The 17,794-nt window shown below is 42.7% G+C and carries 18 protein-coding genes; 6 read left to right on the top strand and 12 right to left on the bottom strand.

The window, feature by feature from the left end; translation table 11 throughout:
• Positions 1-62: 62 nt before the first annotated feature.
• The 9 genes from nuoE to AC59IL_RS18955 all read right to left on the bottom strand — a co-directional run bounded on the left by nuoE (position 63) and on the right by AC59IL_RS18955 (position 7,906).
• Positions 63-563 (bottom strand): NADH-quinone oxidoreductase subunit NuoE, encoded by a 501-nt coding sequence (gene nuoE, locus AC59IL_RS18995; protein WP_496553763.1) that lies wholly within the window; start codon positions 561-563, stop codon positions 63-65.
• A 122-nt stretch (positions 564-685) separates the two neighbouring features.
• Positions 686-1,909 (bottom strand): NADH-quinone oxidoreductase subunit D, encoded by a 1,224-nt coding sequence (locus AC59IL_RS18990; RefSeq protein ID WP_496553762.1) that lies wholly within the window; start codon positions 1,907-1,909, stop codon positions 686-688.
• 95 nt (positions 1,910-2,004) lie between these two features.
• Complete coding sequence (locus tag AC59IL_RS18985) at positions 2,005-2,505, bottom strand: NADH-quinone oxidoreductase subunit C (protein ID WP_496553761.1); 501 nt, start codon at positions 2,503-2,505, stop codon at positions 2,005-2,007.
• A 101-nt stretch (positions 2,506-2,606) separates the two neighbouring features.
• On the bottom strand, positions 2,607-3,185 hold the full coding sequence (locus tag AC59IL_RS18980; protein WP_496553760.1) for an NADH-quinone oxidoreductase subunit B: 579 nt from the start codon (positions 3,183-3,185) through the stop codon (positions 2,607-2,609).
• Positions 3,186-3,322: 137 nt separating this feature from the next.
• Positions 3,323-3,730, bottom strand: a complete 408-nt coding sequence (locus tag AC59IL_RS18975) for an NADH-quinone oxidoreductase subunit A (RefSeq protein WP_496553759.1) — start codon at positions 3,728-3,730, stop codon at positions 3,323-3,325.
• Positions 3,731-3,874: 144 nt separating this feature from the next.
• A complete protein-coding gene (locus tag AC59IL_RS18970) occupies positions 3,875-5,590 on the bottom strand; it encodes a tetratricopeptide repeat protein (RefSeq protein ID WP_496553758.1) in 1,716 nt (571 codons plus the stop codon).
• A 49-nt stretch (positions 5,591-5,639) separates the two neighbouring features.
• Complete coding sequence (locus AC59IL_RS18965; RefSeq protein ID WP_496553757.1) at positions 5,640-6,572, bottom strand: PstS family phosphate ABC transporter substrate-binding protein; 933 nt, start codon at positions 6,570-6,572, stop codon at positions 5,640-5,642.
• A 110-nt stretch (positions 6,573-6,682) separates the two neighbouring features.
• Positions 6,683-6,919 carry a hypothetical protein gene (locus AC59IL_RS18960; protein WP_496553756.1) on the bottom strand — a complete coding sequence of 79 codons (237 nt, stop codon included), beginning with the start codon at positions 6,917-6,919 and terminating at the stop codon, positions 6,683-6,685.
• A gap of 165 nt (positions 6,920-7,084) precedes the next feature.
• Positions 7,085-7,906 (bottom strand): energy transducer TonB, encoded by an 822-nt coding sequence (locus tag AC59IL_RS18955; RefSeq protein WP_496553755.1) that lies wholly within the window; start codon positions 7,904-7,906, stop codon positions 7,085-7,087.
• A 282-nt stretch (positions 7,907-8,188) separates the two neighbouring features.
• Between AC59IL_RS18955 and AC59IL_RS18950 the strand changes: the two genes are divergently transcribed.
• The 5 genes from AC59IL_RS18950 (at position 8,189) to AC59IL_RS18930 (ending at position 13,790) form a co-directional block, all read left to right on the top strand.
• A complete protein-coding gene (locus tag AC59IL_RS18950) occupies positions 8,189-8,659 on the top strand; it encodes a low molecular weight protein-tyrosine-phosphatase (RefSeq protein WP_496553754.1) in 471 nt (156 codons plus the stop codon).
• A 65-nt stretch (positions 8,660-8,724) separates the two neighbouring features.
• Positions 8,725-10,083 (top strand): histidine--tRNA ligase, encoded by a 1,359-nt coding sequence (gene hisS, locus AC59IL_RS18945; RefSeq protein WP_496553753.1) that lies wholly within the window; start codon positions 8,725-8,727, stop codon positions 10,081-10,083.
• A 76-nt stretch (positions 10,084-10,159) separates the two neighbouring features.
• Entirely contained in the window at positions 10,160-11,848 is a 1,689-nt protein-coding gene (locus AC59IL_RS18940) for a DUF4836 family protein (protein ID WP_496553752.1), read from the top strand.
• Positions 11,849-11,942: 94 nt separating this feature from the next.
• Positions 11,943-12,584, top strand: coding sequence for an ATP-binding cassette domain-containing protein (locus AC59IL_RS18935; RefSeq protein ID WP_496553751.1), 642 nt, complete (start codon positions 11,943-11,945; stop codon positions 12,582-12,584).
• A gap of 9 nt (positions 12,585-12,593) precedes the next feature.
• Positions 12,594-13,790 (top strand): transporter, encoded by a 1,197-nt coding sequence (locus AC59IL_RS18930; RefSeq protein ID WP_496553750.1) that lies wholly within the window; start codon positions 12,594-12,596, stop codon positions 13,788-13,790.
• 430 nt (positions 13,791-14,220) lie between these two features.
• Here AC59IL_RS18930 and AC59IL_RS18925 read toward each other — a convergent pair whose 3' ends face one another.
• The 3 genes from AC59IL_RS18925 to AC59IL_RS18915 all read right to left on the bottom strand — a co-directional run bounded on the left by AC59IL_RS18925 (position 14,221) and on the right by AC59IL_RS18915 (position 16,635).
• Positions 14,221-14,673: a DinB family protein gene (locus AC59IL_RS18925; RefSeq protein ID WP_496553749.1), complete on the bottom strand. Its 453-nt coding sequence runs from the start codon at positions 14,671-14,673 to the stop codon at positions 14,221-14,223.
• A 45-nt stretch (positions 14,674-14,718) separates the two neighbouring features.
• A complete protein-coding gene (locus AC59IL_RS18920; RefSeq protein ID WP_496553748.1) occupies positions 14,719-15,171 on the bottom strand; it encodes a hypothetical protein in 453 nt (150 codons plus the stop codon).
• 267 nt (positions 15,172-15,438) lie between these two features.
• Entirely contained in the window at positions 15,439-16,635 is a 1,197-nt protein-coding gene (locus AC59IL_RS18915) for a thiolase family protein (RefSeq protein ID WP_496553747.1), read from the bottom strand.
• A 242-nt stretch (positions 16,636-16,877) separates the two neighbouring features.
• Here AC59IL_RS18915 and AC59IL_RS18910 point away from each other — a divergent pair, with 242 nt between their 5' ends.
• Positions 16,878-17,708: a DUF6438 domain-containing protein gene (locus AC59IL_RS18910; protein ID WP_496553746.1), complete on the top strand. Its 831-nt coding sequence runs from the start codon at positions 16,878-16,880 to the stop codon at positions 17,706-17,708.
• Positions 17,709-17,794 lie beyond the last annotated feature (86 nt).

Here is a 17,794-nt window from a genome sequence, read left to right as displayed (position 1 = left end):
TGCTCAACGCTTAACGCAAAATGCTTAACGCCGCGTTCAGCGTTAAGCGTTCGGCTTTAAGCTTAATTATTCGTTACTGCATTCCTCTCACACTCATCAATTATTGCATCGATCTTTTCCTTGGTCAGGTGTTCGCGGTAATGCTTGCCCAGTTGCATCATGGGAGCATAACCGCAGGCGCCCAAACACTCAACGGTTTTTAAAGTGAACAAACCGTCGGCGGTAGTTTCACCGGGTTTTATACCCAGTTTTTGTTTTATATAATCAATAATGTCGTCGCTGCCGTTCAACATACATGGACCGGTTTGGCAAACTTCAAACACATATTTGCCCACCGGTTTTAAATTGTACATCGAATAAAAGGTAGCCACTTCGTATACTTCAATTGGCTCCAGTTTCAATAAAGAAGCTACATAATCCATGGCTTCAGCACTCAACCATCCTCCAAATTCTTCCTGGGCTATATGCAGCACAGGGATCAATGCACTTTTTTGTTTTCCTGCCGGATAACGTGCGATGATCTCGTTTACTTTACTCAGTTTCTCTGCAGAAAATTGAACCACTTTATTTAATTTGATAATTAATTTGAAAATTTGTGAATTTGAAAATTTGAAAATTTAAAATCAGGTTCAACACTCAGGGTGCTAACATTTTCAAATTAGCACATTTTCAAATTTTCAAATTATTACGCATCCATTTCTCCGGCAATCAAATTCAAACTACTCATGGTAATAATGGCGTCGCTCAGCATGCTTCCTTTGGTCAGTTCTTCGTAAGCCTGGTAATAAATAAAACAAGGCCGGCGGAAGTGCAGGCGGTACGGTGTACGGCCACCATCGGTGATCAGGTAATATCCTAATTCGCCATTTCCTCCTTCTACCGAAAAATATATTTCTCCCGGTGGAATATCAACCTCACCCATTATTATTTTGAAGTGCCATATCAGCGCTTCCATTTTTGTATAAACATCCTTTTTCTCGGGCAGATAATATTCAGGCACATCGGCATGAAATACTTCCGCTTCTTTGCCTTTGAACTCTTTCACTTTGCGATAAGCCTGCTCAATAATGCTCAACGACTGCCACATTTCGCCGTTCCTTACCAGGTAACGATCGTAGCAATCGCCAGTACTGCCTACAGGTATTTCAAATTCAAAATCTTCGTAGCTGCTGTATGGAGAATGTACTCTTACGTCGTAATCAACACCGGCTGCACGCAGGTTAGGCCCGGTAAAACCATAGTTCAGGGCTCTTTCGGCGCTGATAGGACCAACGCCAATCGTACGCTCCATGAAAATACGGTTGCGGGTAAACAGGTTTTCAAATTCCCTGAGCACTTTGGGATATTCGTTCAGGAATTTTTCGAGCTTCTCAAATGCTGTGTTGGTGAAATTCCTTTCAAAACCGCCAACGCGCCCGATATTGGTAGTAAGGCGTGAGCCGCATACTTCTTCGTATATTTCGTAAATCAGCTCGCGGTACTGCATTACATACAAAAAACCGGTATAGGCCCCGGTATCAACCCCTACAATTGAATTGCAAATGAGGTGATCGGATATACGCGCCAGTTCCATTATAATGATACGCAGATAATCAACCCGCTTGGGCGTTTTTACACCAAGCAGTTTTTCGCAGGTCAAATGCCAGCCCATGTTGTTAATGGGAGCTGAACAATAATTTAACCGGTCGGTAAGTGGGGTGATCTGGTACAGGGGTCGGCGTTCTGCAATTTTTTCAAACGCACGGTGAATATAGCCTACGGTTTGTTCGGCAGATATGATCCGCTCGCCATCCAGTTCCAGGATGTTCTGAAATACACCATGGGTGGCAGGATGCGTAGGTCCTAAATTAAGCGTGGTGGTTTGTTTCTCAATTGAGCCTTCGGGTAACTTTATATGATGATCACTCATAAATTAATTTGAAAATAATTCAATTTGAAAATTTGAAAATTAACGAAAACGGATTGGCCTCCATTTTCAAATTAATTCATTTTCAAATTTTCAAATTATCTACCAAACATATCATCGTCTTTATCAACACGGGTCTGCTCTTCGAGCGGAAATTCTTTTCGCATAGGAAAGTAGTCCATTTCATCTACATTCAATATCCGCTTCAGGTTAGGATGTCCAATGAAATTGACCCCGTAAAAATCATAGGTTTCCCTTTCCATCCAGTTTGCGCCCGAAAACAGGGCGGTTGCGCTGTACACATCGGGTTTTTCAATTTCTGTAAATACTTTAAAACGGATACGCACATTAGCGGTAAGGCTATGCAGGTGGTATACAACCGCCAGTTCGCGTCCTTTATTATCAGGATAGTGAACTGCCTGCAGATCGGTTAAAAAGCGAAATGCCAGCGCCTCCTCGTCGTACAAAAACTGAAGCACTTTCAGGTTCAGGTCTTTGGGTGCTTCAAACGTAAGCATCCCATAAGGCTCCTGAAATTGCTGAACCTGGTCGCCAAACTTTTCTGTTAACCGTTGTTTAATATAGTCGTTCGTCAACATTGCAATTTGAAAATTTGTGAATCTGAAAATTTGAAAATTAAATACCTGTTCAGGTCTTTTGAGCATTTTCAAATTTGCTCATTTTCAAATTTTCAAATTAGTTACTGTATTCCGTAACTCTCCATTAATTGTTTATACTTTTCGCTGTTTCTTCTGCGCAAGCTTTCTTTTCCTATCAGGTCCTGAATTTTGATAATACCGTCGATAACAGCTTCAGGCCGTGGAGGACAACCAGGAACATATACGTCAACAGGTATTATCTGGTCGATTCCCTGTAATACGCTGTAGGTATCAAAGATGCCGCCACTGCTGGCGCAGGCACCCATGGCTAAAACCCAGCGCGGTTCTGCCATTTGCAAATATACCTGTTTTACTACCGGTGCCATTTTTTTGGCAATTGTACCCATAACCATCAATAAATCGCACTGACGGGGCGAAAAACCTACGCGCTCCGACCCAAAGCGGGCCAGGTCGTAATGCGATCCCATCGTTGCCATAAATTCAATTCCGCAGCAGGAGGTGGCAAAAGGCAGGGGCCAGATAGAATTTTTACGGGCCAGCCCCACTACTTTATCGAGGCTGGTACCAAAAAATCCTTCGCCCATATACCCTTCGGGGCCTTCCTTAACCAGTTTCACATCGGTTTGACCGTATATATTATATTGAACAGGACGTGCCATAATAATAATTTGATAATTTGCTAATTAGCTAATTGGATAACGTTTCAAAGTATAACACCCCGCACAACCATTATGTTCCTTTACGCTGTGCAAAAGCATTAGCACATTAGCATATTTTTACATTAGCATATTAATTTTTAATCTTCCCACTTTAACGCTCCTTTTTTGATAATGTATATAAAACCGGCCAGAAAAAACCCGATGAACATTAAAACGGCGCCAAATCCACTCCACCCCAGTTCTTTAAAATTCACCGCATAGGGGTAAAAAAAGATCACTTCCACATCGAACAATACAAATAATATGGCTACCAGAAAATACTTAATGGCCATGGGCTGACGTGCGTCGCCGTGACTTTTGATACCGCTGGCAAATGTTTCGAGCTTGTCGGCTGTTTTACGTTTGGGGCCGAGCCAATGGGTAACACCCATCATTACCGCCACAAAAAGTATAGCAAAAATTAACTGAATAGCAATCGGAAGATACCAGAAGGAACTATTGGAATCGTGGGCAACGGCGGAGGCTTGTAACAGGTACATAATCATAACCCGCTTTGGTTTAGTCGCAAAAATAAGACAGCGGTTGTAATTTTCAACTTCAAAACCAATAAAATAAAATTCCCCCCGACCGATTTTATAAAAAACCGGTCGGGGGGATTGAATATGATGCAATTACTGTTTGTTAAACAGTTATTTTTTCTTTGCGTCTGTTGCCGTTGCAGATTTTCCCGTATTGGTACTGCTGCTTCCGCCGCCACCGCCCGATTTAGGTTTTTGGGCGGGAGTAGAAGGTTTGCTGCTGGCTTTTTGCAGAATCGGTTTCACCTGTAAGGCAAATGCATTGGTAGGATCTACCTGTAAAATTCTGTCAACATATGCCAGGGCTGTTTTGCTGTCTTTTTTAACGTCATTATAATAGGTGGTCAGCAAAGTCCAGGCACTGGTTGCCTGTGATTTGAATTTCACAGAATCGAGCTTCATGGCCATTTCTCCCAGTTTTTCATAAGCCGGCGCTGCCAGTCCTAATGTCATGGTAGTATCCTGAGCCAGTTTGCTTTTGGCGCACCACAGGTAGCCATAGATCTGGTCGGGGAATTTCGATTGGTATAATCCGCAGAAAACACTATCAGCTGTTTTGTAATTACCAGCCTGGTAATGGGCCATACCCCAGTTGAAATAGTCGGTTTGCGAAGGAGCGGGTTTTAAGGCAATAGTAACACCCAGCCAATTAGCTTCCTGTTTGCGGTCGCCCATTTTTTTAGCCAGTGCGGCAGCCTTGTTAATGTATTTTACTTTGTTTTCTACAACGGTGTCTTTATCAACTGCTTTTTGCAGGTTTACAAAAGCCTGTGCTTCACTGCCCGGTGTTTTAGCGTTGATGCTGGCAAACTCTTCATAGTCAGCGGCCAAAACATCATCGGGCGATTGTTTGGCAAAATAATCGGTCATGTATTTATTGGCGCAGGCTATATCCTTAAGGGTATCGCAGGCGTAAGCCACCAGTTTATACATTCTGGGAGCTACTTTGGTGCCCAACTGGTTAATTAAACCCAATGCTTTTTCTTTTGCTTCGGCATGTTTGCCCGAGGCATATAAAAAGTCGGTTTTTAAATATTCAGCATCCGGTCCCTGATCGGTATTGGCAATATAGCTATCCAATAAGGGAGCGGCTTTATTTACATCTCTGAAATACCAGTAATAAAATAATTCAAAGTAAGTGGGCGCATAAGCCGGATCCAGTTTAATGGCATCTTCGAAAGCAGGCATAAAAAAGTCGGTATTTCTTTGGGTAAGATATACTTTACCGATCTTATGTTTTGCAGCGGCCAGTTTGGGATCAAGAGCGAGCGCTTTATTATAAGAAGTGATTGCATTACCGCCATCGGTTAATTTACGGTAGGCATCACCCATGATCAGGTAAGTTTCAGGATCTTTAAATCCTTTGATCTGTGTGGCCAGGTTCAGTTTTTCAATGGCATAACTGGCATCACCTGCTTTTGTATCAACATTGGCGCGGCCAATAGCATTCAGCACTTCAATATCTTTTCCTTTGGTTAAGGAGATGGCTGTTTCAAAACGCTGGCGGGCATCGTTGGTTTTTCCTTCACGCAGTTCAAGCTCTCCTGCACCAACAATTATCAAAGGAGCATTGCCATTTTGCGTAAGAAATTTCTGATATAAATTTTTAGCTGCAACAGAATCTTTCTGCTCAAGCATGGTTTGACCGAGCCAGTATGTTGCATCTATATTATTCGGATTCGCTGCCAGCACTTTTTCAAAATTCTCTCTGGCACTTTTAAAGCGTTCGTAATAAAAGAACTTCCTTCCCTGTTCCACACTCTGGGCAAATAGCACATTGCTACCCAGTACAACCATGGTTACAAAACTGATGAATCGCTTGCTCATTGTAAGTTGCTATTTTTTTAAGTTTTATAATGAATTAGGAATCCGCATTTTATTTGGATATCTGCATGTTACGCTGCTCAAAGCTCATTCTGGCAGGTAGCAGATATGCCCTGTAAAAAATCTTTTGCCCCTTTTCGTAGATAAGAAAATTAGCAAATCCGTTGCCAAGCCCGTCATAATTTTCCTTTAATATGTAGTATAAAGGTCGAATCATGGGATACCGGTCGTAGGCGATGTTGTATTGAACCGGGTCAACATATGTGCCATCACAGCCGCGGCATTCGATGTGCGCAATTTTAACTTTTTTTAAGAAACTCAGCTGGGTGGTATCGTCTCTATTACCGATCCAGCTAACGCCCAGTAAACCAATCGCATCCTTATTTTTCGATACATATTCAATCACCCCTTCGGTATTGGAAGCCGCCACCACATTGGAACTGAGTGGCTGCCCCTTCAATAAGGAATCGATCACAAACCGAACGGTACTGGTAGCCGATTTTCCATCAAGCAATACTTTGTATTTGTATCCACTGGTTCCTTTTACCATTGAGCGAATATCCTGCATGGTAAATGAGGTATCTTTTACCTCGTTATTTACAATTGCAGCAATGGCGTCAAAGGCAATCGCCCCATATATGGGCTTAAATGATAATTTATTGGTTAGTGTTTTTTCCTCTGATTCACTTAAACCCCTCGTTACAATTACCATGCGAATGCTGTCCACATTCAGGTCGCGCAAACAATCAGCTTCGGGTTTATATTGAACTATAATATGCGCATCGGGATGCTGTGATTCAAATACTTTAATCTGCGAGTCGATAACCGGTTTAAACGATTCATCTACGCTTATGCGAATGGTTCCACTGGTTGTGGTTTCGCGGGGTTGTGTGGGTCCTGAGCTACATGCATTTAAAAATAAGCTCGCTGCAACAATCGCTACCAATACCCTTACAACCGGTTGATTAAGCCCTATCCATTTCATCTGAATACTTCTATGTTTTTTCAAAGGCCGAATAAAATCAGGTATTAATTTCCTTATTGGTTTAATCAAAATTTAATACTGGATTCGAACAGCCTGAATAATTAATTGCTTTACCGATAATAGTTTCTCTTAATGCCGCGATAAATCCTAAAACCGCCGTACAACAAACATAGAGCACCGAATATGTAGGAGAATGGTTTGGGGGGAAATTCCATTTCAATGCCCATCAAACCTGTCACTACAAAGAAACCACCTACCCCGGCATATATAATGCCCATTCCAAGATCCATTATAGCTCTTCTGTTAACGTAAGCCTTGTTTTTTTTATCCTCTAATTCCGATGCCATGTACTTTATTTAGGGTTCGGGCAAGATAAGAAATAAACACTATACTGAAATCCAAAAAAGTCTGAAAGTCCGGAAGTCCGAAAGACGGAAAGATTGAAAGTCAGGAAGAAGCTTTTTCCGGTGTTAGGATTCTTTCCTACTTCCGGACTTTTGGACTTTACTGGCTTATTCACTCACTTCAAAAACAATGGGTATCGAAAAGAAAACCGCTACATTTTTACCGTTTTGCAAACCGGGTTTCCATTTCGGCATTTTATGCATTACCCGTAATACTTCCTGTTTCAGCACTTCGTCGGCCTGTACCAGAAATTCCACATCCGATAACTCACCGTTCTTATTCACTATAAAACGAACCGGCACTTTCACCCGTTGCCCCGGTTCTATAACATTTTCAGGCACCCGCAGGTTGCGGCCCAAAAACCGTCGAAGTGCGTCTACCCCACCCGGGTATTCAGGCATCACTTCGGCAACGGATACCACTTTTTCGGGTTCCGGAGCAGGTTCCGCAGCCGGCTTATCTCCGGTTCCCCCCACCTCACCGGTTGGGGGCGATGTTACCGAAACAGGGGGCTCGCCTTCACGGGTGGCATTTGAAATGGCACGGTTATCATTGTCCAGTTCATCTACCGTTGGCGGCGGATCGGCTGCAACTTCCTGCTGTACAATGACCGGGCTGGTATTTTTTATAGTAGCAATCTGCTTTTGCTTAGGCGCTTCGGGCGGTTTAGGCAAAGGCTTATCAATTTCTATCTGTTGAATCACCACATCTTTGTTCAACGGCAACCCTGCTATTGTTTCAGACCGCAGGGTTTTATTCAGATAATTTATCCAGAAAAACAAACCCACCAATACCGGAATGCTGCCTAACGCAATCAGTAAACGCCGGTGATATTGTTTGCGCAGCTGATAGGCGCCGTAGTCTTTATTCCGGTCTTCAAATAATATATCAAGCAGGTCGCTCGACAGAATCATTTCGGGCTTCATCATGATAGTATGATTTAGTGATTATCGTCGGGTGCTCCACAGCAAAACAAACCCCGAATAATTGGTTATGGTATGGTGATGAATCCATCAAAAATGAACCTGCGCAGGTTGATTATGAGATGCTAAGAGAGAAGGATTCCATAAATTAGTTTGAGGTTTGTGGTTTGTAGTTTGTTGTTGCTTCGCGCTTTAAAATGCCAGTCGTTTAGATTGCCTTCTACAGACCGGAAATCGAACCACAAACCGCAAACCCCAAACCACAAACAAAAACTATCTTTGCCGCCTATGAAAATTTTAATGGTTTGCCTGGGTAATATTTGCCGAAGCCCCCTCGCCGAAGGCATTTTGCAGCACAAGGCATTAAAAGAAGGTTTATTGTGGACGATCGACAGCGCCGGCACCAACGGATATCATATAGGAGAAGCGCCTCACCGGCTATCTCAAAAAGTGGCTTTACTGCATGGCATCGACATCAGTAAACAACGGGCCCGCCGTTTTGCAGCCGCCGATTTTAACCGGTTCGACAAAATATACGCAATGGCCGAAGATGTGGTGGAAGAAATGCAGCTTATCGCCAAAAAGGAATTTGATCCTTCGAAAGTCGATCTGCTGATGAACGAACTGTACCCGGGTAAAAATATGGATGTGCCCGACCCCTTTTATGGAACTGAACCCGGCTACCACGAAGTATTTGAAATGGTTGATAAGGCCTGTGATAAAATCATTCAGAAATATCGAATATCGAATGGTAAATGACAAATGTTGAAGTTCTTATACTTCGACATTCAAAATTCGATATTCAACATTTAATATTATAATTAATGTCAAAACCATCATTACCGCAGGGAACAAGAGATTTCGGACCAGAAGAGGTTCGTAAAAGGCAGTTTATTTTTAATACCATTCGCAGTGTTTTTGAACTGTACGGATTTCAACCGCTTGAAACGCCGGCCATGGAAAATATCGAAACATTGATGGGCAAGTATGGCGAGGAAGGCGATAAACTGATCTTTAAAATTCTGAATAACGGACTCGCCGATAAACAAACACAGGCACGTGAAGATTTTGAAAAAGTGTTGCAGGGAAAGAATGTAAAAGAAATAACAGAGCGCGCCCTGAAATACGATCTTACCATTCCGTTTGCCCGCTATGTGGCCATGAACCACGGACAGATTACTTTTCCGTTTAAGCGCTACCAGATTCAACCGGTTTGGCGTGCCGACAAGCCGCAAAGAGGCCGTTACCGTGAGTTCTATCAATGCGATGCCGACGTAGTAGGCAGCAATTCATTACTGAATGAAATTGAACTGACCAATATATACCACGATGTATTTACGCAATTGGGGATGCCTAATTATGATCTGCGCATCAACAGCCGTAAAATTTTAACGGCCCTGGCTGAATTTTGTGGGGGCGCCGACAAAATGATCGATATTACCATTGCCATCGATAAACTCGATAAAATTGGTATAGATAAGGTAAAGGCCGAACTCGCCCAACGCGGATTGAATGATGACCAGATAAGCACTATCGAAAAATATCTGAACATTACCGGCAGTAACGACGAAAAACTGCAGCAGATTAAATTGCTTCTTGGCGAACTCGAAATCGGGAAAAAAGGTATTGAAGAACTGGAAACCGTAAACAGGCAATCAGCAATCAGCAATCTGACGATCGACTTTACGCTTGCCCGCGGATTAAATTATTACACCGGCATTATTTTCGAGGCCAAAGCACCGGCCGAAGTTAAAATGGGCAGCATCGGCGGCGGCGGGCGTTACGATGACCTTACAGGTCTTTTTGGCGTACCCAATATTCCGGGCGTAGGCATCAGCTTTGGCGTTGATCGCATTTATGATGTAATGAAAGACCTGAAACTTTTCCCCGAAGGCGTTTACACCGGCACCCAGGTGCTGTTTTTCAATATGGGTGCAGCCGAAAGCGCCACCGCATTCACCACCATGCAATCGCTTCGCAGGCAGGGCGTACGCTGCGAATTGTTTCACGAACAGGCCAAAATGGACAAACAGTTCAAATATGCCGAAAAGAAAAATATTGGTTATGTTGTAATTATTGGCAGCCAGGAAATACAAAATAATACAGGCGTAGTCAAAAATATTAAAACCGGAAAGCAGGAAACAGTGGCGCTGGCAAATCTTACCAATAATTTGTTTATTTGAACTCAATTTAAACGCATTTGATGGTTCAGCGGCAAAACGCCCCGTCAAATACGTAAATCTTTCTTAAAATATTAATATGCAACGCAACCTTTTGTCCCTGGCTCTGCTAACCGTAGCTATCACCGGTATCGTATCCTGCGGCCGTACCGATAAAACAGGCATCATAATACCCAAAGATGCCGCGCTGGCTGTACACATCAATTCGCCATCGCTGACTTCGAAAGTTAGCTGGCAGGAAATTCAGCAAAACGAGTGGTTTAAAAAAGTATATAGCGAAGAAACCGACTCGCTTAGCCGAAAAATAATGGATGATCCGTCTAACTCAGGCATCGATACAAAAGCCGATATGGCCTTTTTTATAAAGAAACAGGGACAGGGTGGCTACCTGGCTTTTGAAGGTGGCATAAAAAGCGCTTCAGACTTTGAGGCTTTCGCCGTAAAGATTAACAAAGGTCGTAAAGTTGAAAAAAGCGGCGATATCAACGTAATGGCAACCAGTCGTAAAAGTTTGGTAGCCTGGACCGATAAACGCTTTATATACATTGCAGATATGCCTATGCCGTCGGCAACCGATCGCTTCCGTGGCAGCAGCGATTCTTATACCGAGCCTTTTTCATTTCATACCGATAGTCTGCAGCTATTTGCAGTTCAGCTGTTCGACCTGCCCCATAAAAACAACCTGCTGAGCGACGACCGTTTTGCATCTTTATTAAAAGAGCAGGGCGATATTCACTATTGGATAAATGCCGAACAATATTATAACAGCCTCGGCGGCTTTTTATCGTTGCTAAAACTGAATACATTATTCGAAGGCAATGTATATGGCTCTACCCTAAACTTCGACGAAGGCAAAATAACCCTTAAATCAAAAGCCTGGTACAACAAGGAATTGCGCGATATGATTGAAAAATATCCTTCCGGTTCGGTTAGTACCGATATGATCAATCGCATTCCTTCGCAAAATGTAGTAGCTGTTTTTGCATTGAAATATCCCCCCGAAGCTTTTAAAGACCTTATTAAGCTCACCGGTGTTGATGGTTTTGTAAACAGCTTTTTCAGCGGCGTTGGCTATAGCACCGATGAATTTGTAAAAGCCAATAAAGGCGATATGCTGATATCGGTTTCGGACTTCGATTTAAAACCGCACGAAATAACCATTAACGACGAAAACGGACAGCCTCATACAATAAAACAGGATGGTGTTCCGAATGCAAAAATTTTATTTGCCACTTCGGTGAACGATAAACCATCGTTCGATAAGCTGGTTGGCATTTTGCAAACGCAAATTCAGCAAAACATGCCATCAATTGCCAACAACATACATTTTCAGGCCAACAACAACTGGTTTGCTGCCGGCAATTCACCCGAGCAGGTAAACGGATTTTTAGCCGGTGGCAACAGTCATCAGGCATTTGCCAGCCGCATCAGCGGACATGCCTTTGGCGGTTACATTAATGTTCAAAAGATACTGCAATTGGCTGCTCCCTCAATTACCGATAGCAGCGCCAGGGCAGCTATGGATGTTTCGATAAACATGTGGGAAGATATTGTAATGACCAGTGGCGGTCAGAAAGATGGTGCTTACAGCGGTGAAGCCGAAGTAATCCTGGTTGATAAAAAAACCAACAGCCTGAAACAACTGAACAAATACCTTGATACCATATCTAAGATTTTCAATGTAAAATCGGCCCGGTACGATGTACAGGCAAAATACAGCGATCCGGCAGCATTAAGTTTGGCTGCATTAACGCCATTAACTCATTGATAATTGAAAATTGAATTGAATATTGAGCATTGAACTTAACAGCATGCTGTCGTAAACACTCAGTGCTCAATATTCAATTATTTTAAGGTAACTCATGCAACTTCAATTACAGCAATTATTACCTGTTTATTTTGATAGTGACCATCGCAGTACTTCTGAAGTATGGCGAAATGACCTCACGTTCAGCAAAGGCGAGTATGTGAAAATCGTAGCGCCTTCGGGCAGCGGCAAGTCGTCGCTCATGCACTTTTTGTATGGTCTTCGCAATGAGTACAACGGGAATATTTTATACAATTCACAAAACATCAGACAGTATACTGCTGAAGACTTTGCTGATTACCGTAAAGATCATGTGAGTATCGTATTTCAGGACCTGCGGCTTTTTCCCGAACAAACAGTTTACGAGAATATTGAACTGAAGCGGCAACTCAACCCGTTTCATCCTGCCGCAAAAATTAAGGAAATGGCCGAACGGCTTGGCATTGGCAATAAACTGGCTTCCAAAGCCCGCATATGTTCCTATGGCGAACAGCAGCGCGTAGCCATCATCCGTTCCCTGATGCAGCCGTATGATTTTTTATTGTTAGATGAACCTTTCAGTCATTTAGACGATATCAATTCGCAAAATGCCATGAAGCTGATGCTCGAAGAAAGCAAGCTACGCAATGCTGCTATTATATTTGCCGACCTTGAGCGCATTGATTATTTTCCATTCACCCGATTATATCATTTGTAATAATTGTCTGTGGCAGTATCCTTTCAACCCATCCGCTCGTTATTGCAAACAGGTACCAATACAGGTTCCCGCTGGTTCAGCTATATTGGTCTTGGTATTGGTGTATTGCTATTGTTATGCTCCATTCAAATGTTCATAAACATACAGCAGTTGCTGGGTGGTGAAAGTCCGCGTAAAGAAGGTTACGACTTCATCTCCATATCAAAAACCATTACCAATGAAACCATGGGGCAGCTGGAGAAAAACCTGTTCAATGAAAATGATATTAAGGATATTGCTTCCAAACCTTTTGTGCAGGGCGTATCGCCCCTGGTAGCCAATCGCTTTCGGGTACAGTTAAGCGCCGGTGATATCATTCCTTTCAGCACCGACATGTTCCTTGAATCACTCGACAATAGTTTTATAGATACTGTGCCGCCGAATTTCACCTGGCAGGAAGGACAAAACTATATTCCCATCGTTTTTTCGTCAGACTTTCTTGAAATATATAATGTTTTTGCGCCCGGCTACGGTTTGCCGCAATTATCTGAGGCTACCGCCTCGCAGGTGGTGGTGTACATTACCTGTTATGGGGCCAACGGCGTTCAACAAACTTTCCGCGGTTCTATTGTTGCCCTGAGCGATCGCGTAAATTCGATCATCGTTCCCAAAAACTTTCTCGATTGGGCCAATAGCAAATTCGGCCATGCAGCCGATGTTAAAGCCTCACGCTTATACATAAAAACCAAAGACGCCAACAATCCCGATTTTCTGACTTACCTGCAGCAAAAGAATTACAAAGTAAATAAAGACAAAACCAAATTCGGCCGCGTAAAGCAGGTACTGCAGGGCATTTTCAGCGGACTGGGCATTTTCGGATTGCTGGTAGTTATTCTGGCGCTGATGTTGTTTTCGTTTTATCTGCAACTAATGATCGCGCGCAGCAAAGACAATCTGCAATTGTTACTGATGCTCGGTTACAGCCCCAACTGGCTCAGTAAAAATGTATCCAAACAATTTATTCCTGTTTATATAATGGTCGTAGTGGTGGCGCTGGCCCTTACCGAAGGCATGCAGTGGGCCTTTCACCATTTCGCTATGTTCGACCGCCCCGAACTATCATCCTTACTACACTGGACAGTGTTAACTACTTCGGTTGTACTGATCGGGTTATCGTTGATTACGAACTACAAAATGGTGAGAAGGTTGTTGTACAGGTTGGTGTAGGCGAAATATCAAACCCTTCATCGCGTATACATTACACATAAAACTGGTTTTCAGGACCGTCGAATTAAATGGCAAAACGAGGAAATGAGAAATAAGTGGTATTGAAAGTCAGGGAGATGGGCAAAATTTCCAGTGAGAAACGATTCATTGCTTACAGGAAAAAATGTTTTTCCCATGGTAAATATGTCATTGCTTGTAGTAATTGTGTCTTTGCTTATGTAATTTGGCTTTTTGCTTATGGTAATCGGGTAATTGCCTGAGGTAATTATGTCTGCACTTACGGAAAAAATGTTTTTGCTTGCATAAAATGAACTTTTTCTTACATGAAATGAACTTTTTCTTACATGAAATGATCCTTCGCTCATGCGCCGGAATGCTTCGATCATGGAAGTGATGTTTTTCCCATGCGAAATGGACCTTTGCTTACAGGTTATGCTCCAAAAACCTGCCGCAAATGATGCTCCATATGCTCAACATAGTCTATGGCCAGCCATTCAAGCGTATGTGATTCACCGGCCGGGGTGATGATGGTGTACGATAATTTTTCGGCCGGAATATTACTAACTACATAGGCTATTTGTTTATTCAGCACGCCCCATAATTGCAGTAAATGTTCCAGGGGAAGTTGCTGGTACCCGTTTGCGGCCACCACATCGACCTGCTGGTAGCGTAAAACCTGATAAGGTTGCGGAAGAAATTGTGCATCAGTAAAACGCTTCAGATTGTTGAGGGCCGAGTCGATCAAATGACCCAGTATTTCCTGCTTCGACCATTTGCCGGGCGCAGGCCTTTTGAGAATGCTGTCAGCGGGAATTTGCCTAAACTGTTCAGGAATTTCCTTAATATATTTTTCCAGTTGTTGTAAGGCAGTTTGCAGGTTCATATTGGTACTAATTGAACCTGCAATATAAATTATTTGGCTAAGCGATTATTTCAATTCCCTTTTTTGTCTTATATATTGTTTATGCACAAACTCTCTTGTGAAGGCTTCTTTTAATTTTACGGTAACGCCTGCTGCTTTCCAGGCATCTGAGAGTTCACATAAGGTTACATAACTATTGTAGTCGCGCAGATGAAATTCAGCATCGTACGAAATGCCTTTATGCATAAAAATCAGCATATTGTTATCGCCATACATGGTATACGGCTTTAACAACCCTTTACGCCGTATGCGATTGATAAATCCATCATAAGCATTTATATGCAGCTCAATGGCAATATCATTGATATCATACTTCTCGTTTCCTATTTTAATAAATGAAGGCGATAAAGTAAGCATTCTGTTATCCCACGACCTGAAATTGAAAACTGTTTTTTTTGAAATAGCACCATATATCAATGGCATTGCCCAGATGCACAACAGCAGCCAAATAATGTACATGGGTATTTTATCACATACAAACAGGCAAAGCAAAAAGATACTTACTGTATACAGAAAGAAAAAAAATCGCGCATAGGGGTTATATTTATATAAAAGCGTGGTGAGTACTGTATCGCGCATATATTCTACCCGGCCTCCATGGTATTCGTTTTCATAAGCAGGTTACCGGGCAGCTTAAATATAATAAAAATCATCATAAAAGTAAAGGGCGGGCCCTCATTGACTGCTGACCCGCCCTATATTTCATTTCATACTGTATCGTTCGTTTCAGGCGCCTTCATAAACAATGGCAGCTCCCTGCCCTACTCCTACACACATGGTTGCAAGGCCATATTTTGAACCACGTCTTTTCATTTCATGTAATAAAGTGGCACTTATACGTACGCCGCTGCAACCCAACGGATGACCAATAGCAATAGAACCGCCGTTTACATTTACTTTTTGCAGATCGAAGCCCAGGTCGTGAATGCACGCAATTGATTGTGAAGCAAAGGCTTCATTCAGTTCTATAATATCCAGGTCACTGGCGGTAATACCGGCCCGTTGCAGGGCTTTACGGCTTGCTGGTACGGGACCAATACCCATGATGGCCGGATCAACACCCGCAACCGCCATAGATACAATGCGCCCCATCGGCTGCAGGTTGTATTTCTGCACCGCGGCTTCACTGGCCAGCAACACGGCGGCTGCACCATCATTAATACCCGATGAATTACCTGCCGTTACCGTCCCATCTTTTATAAAAGCCGGACGCAGGGCAGCCAGCTTTTCCATGGAGGTAGAACGCGGTGGTTCATCTTTATCGAAATATATTTTTTCATCGCGGCCGCCAAATATTTCAACACCGGTTATTTCATCTTTCCATTTTCCTTTTCCAAGGGCAGCGAAATATTTTTCCTGGCTTTCCAGCGCAAACTCATCCTGCGCATGCCGGCTGATCTTCCATTGCCGGGCAACATTTTCCGCCGTTTCGCCCATTGAATAAGGATAATATTGATCGGTAAGTTTTTTATTGGGAAAACGCCAGCCGATGGTTGAATCAACTACTTCGGGTGTACGATTCCAGGCGCCCGATGATTTCAACATTACAAAAGGCGCGCGGGTCATGCTTTCCACGCCACCGGCTATCATCAGGTCACCTTCGCCACACATAATTGCGCGGGCGGCATCCATAATGGCCTGCAGGCCCGATGCACACAGTCTGTTTACCGTATTGCCCGGTACGGTTACCGGCAAACCAGCCAGCAATGCCGCCATACGGGCCACATTGCGATTATCTTCTCCGGCCTGGTTGGCATCGCCGGCAATCACATCTTCAATGGCATTTACATCCACACCCGCATTACGCTGCAACAAACTTTTTATTACATGCGCCAGCAGATCATCAGGACGAATGGTGCTCAATGCCCCACCGTATTTTCCTATCGGTGTTCTTACCGCATCTATAACATATACTTTATTCATATAGCTTTTGTTTTAAACCGTGGTATAGTCCGGTGCGAAAGCCTGCCTGCTGCAACTGGCAGATCGAAAGGGGAACTTAACACGGCTGCTGCGCCGCAAAGTAATTGCAAAGTATTTAAATGAAAGATTTTCAATAAAACTTTATCAATTAAAACAGTTCCCTGGGCTTAATAACTATTTTATTCCGATTTATTTATGAATACTTCCGGCTCCCGCATCTAATTACCAATCCCATTCTGTTCATGAAACATGTTGCATTACTTTCATTAATAAGTCTTCTTTTTGCCTGTCGCGAAAAAAACAGGCAAAATGATCATGCTCAGCTGATTAAAGGCGACTGGACCGACCCGGAAATAAAGCTGGAGAACTTCTATAATCAAACAAAATATGTATGCTTTGAAGATTCAATCTGTACAATTGATTGGCATGACAATTCTTTTAAATATCATATCCTTGAAGATACCCTATATATGGAAAGCTGGTGGCATCAAAAAAAAGCCCAATTGAATCAGTACACCATACTAAAATTAACCAGCGATTCACTCCTTTTACAATTACAAAAACCCGATGCACCAAATCCGGTTATTTTAAAATATTCAAAAGTCAGGGCAAAAAATAATATCACTCCTGCTTCCATTTATTTTGCCAGCTCGGGATGCTTTGGTAGTTGCCCCGGAATGTATCTTGAAATCGACTCTTCATTAAACATAAATTTTTATGGAGGATCGTTTACTTCAAAAGAAGGTGGGTATAGGGGAAAAATCAGTCAAAATGAATATAACTCAATAATCAGAAAAATCAGAAATCTTCCAATTGATTCTTTAAAGGAATTTTATAATGCTCCCCGCACCGATGATCAAACCCTCGGAATATCTATTTTTCATAAAGGGAAAGTCACCCGGTCAGTTGCTTACGGACATCATGAGGAACCAATAGAGTTGCACCTGCTGTTTGAGAAACTAATCAATTTATACCAGACCCTTAACCTGCAGCCTGATACAACATTGACAGAAAATTACTTTTTATCTAAATCTACAATACCCAATCTGGTACCTCCAACACCGCCATTATAATTCTCCCCTCCTTCGATTGAAAAATAATCAGATAAACGATAAGGCCCTATCGACCTGACTCTCAGCCCCATACCCTTAAACCGTCA

The organism is Niastella sp. sgz303648, assembly GCF_059587045.1.
Note: the sequence above shows the minus strand (reverse complement) of the source record. Positions and strands in the feature narration are given on the sequence as shown.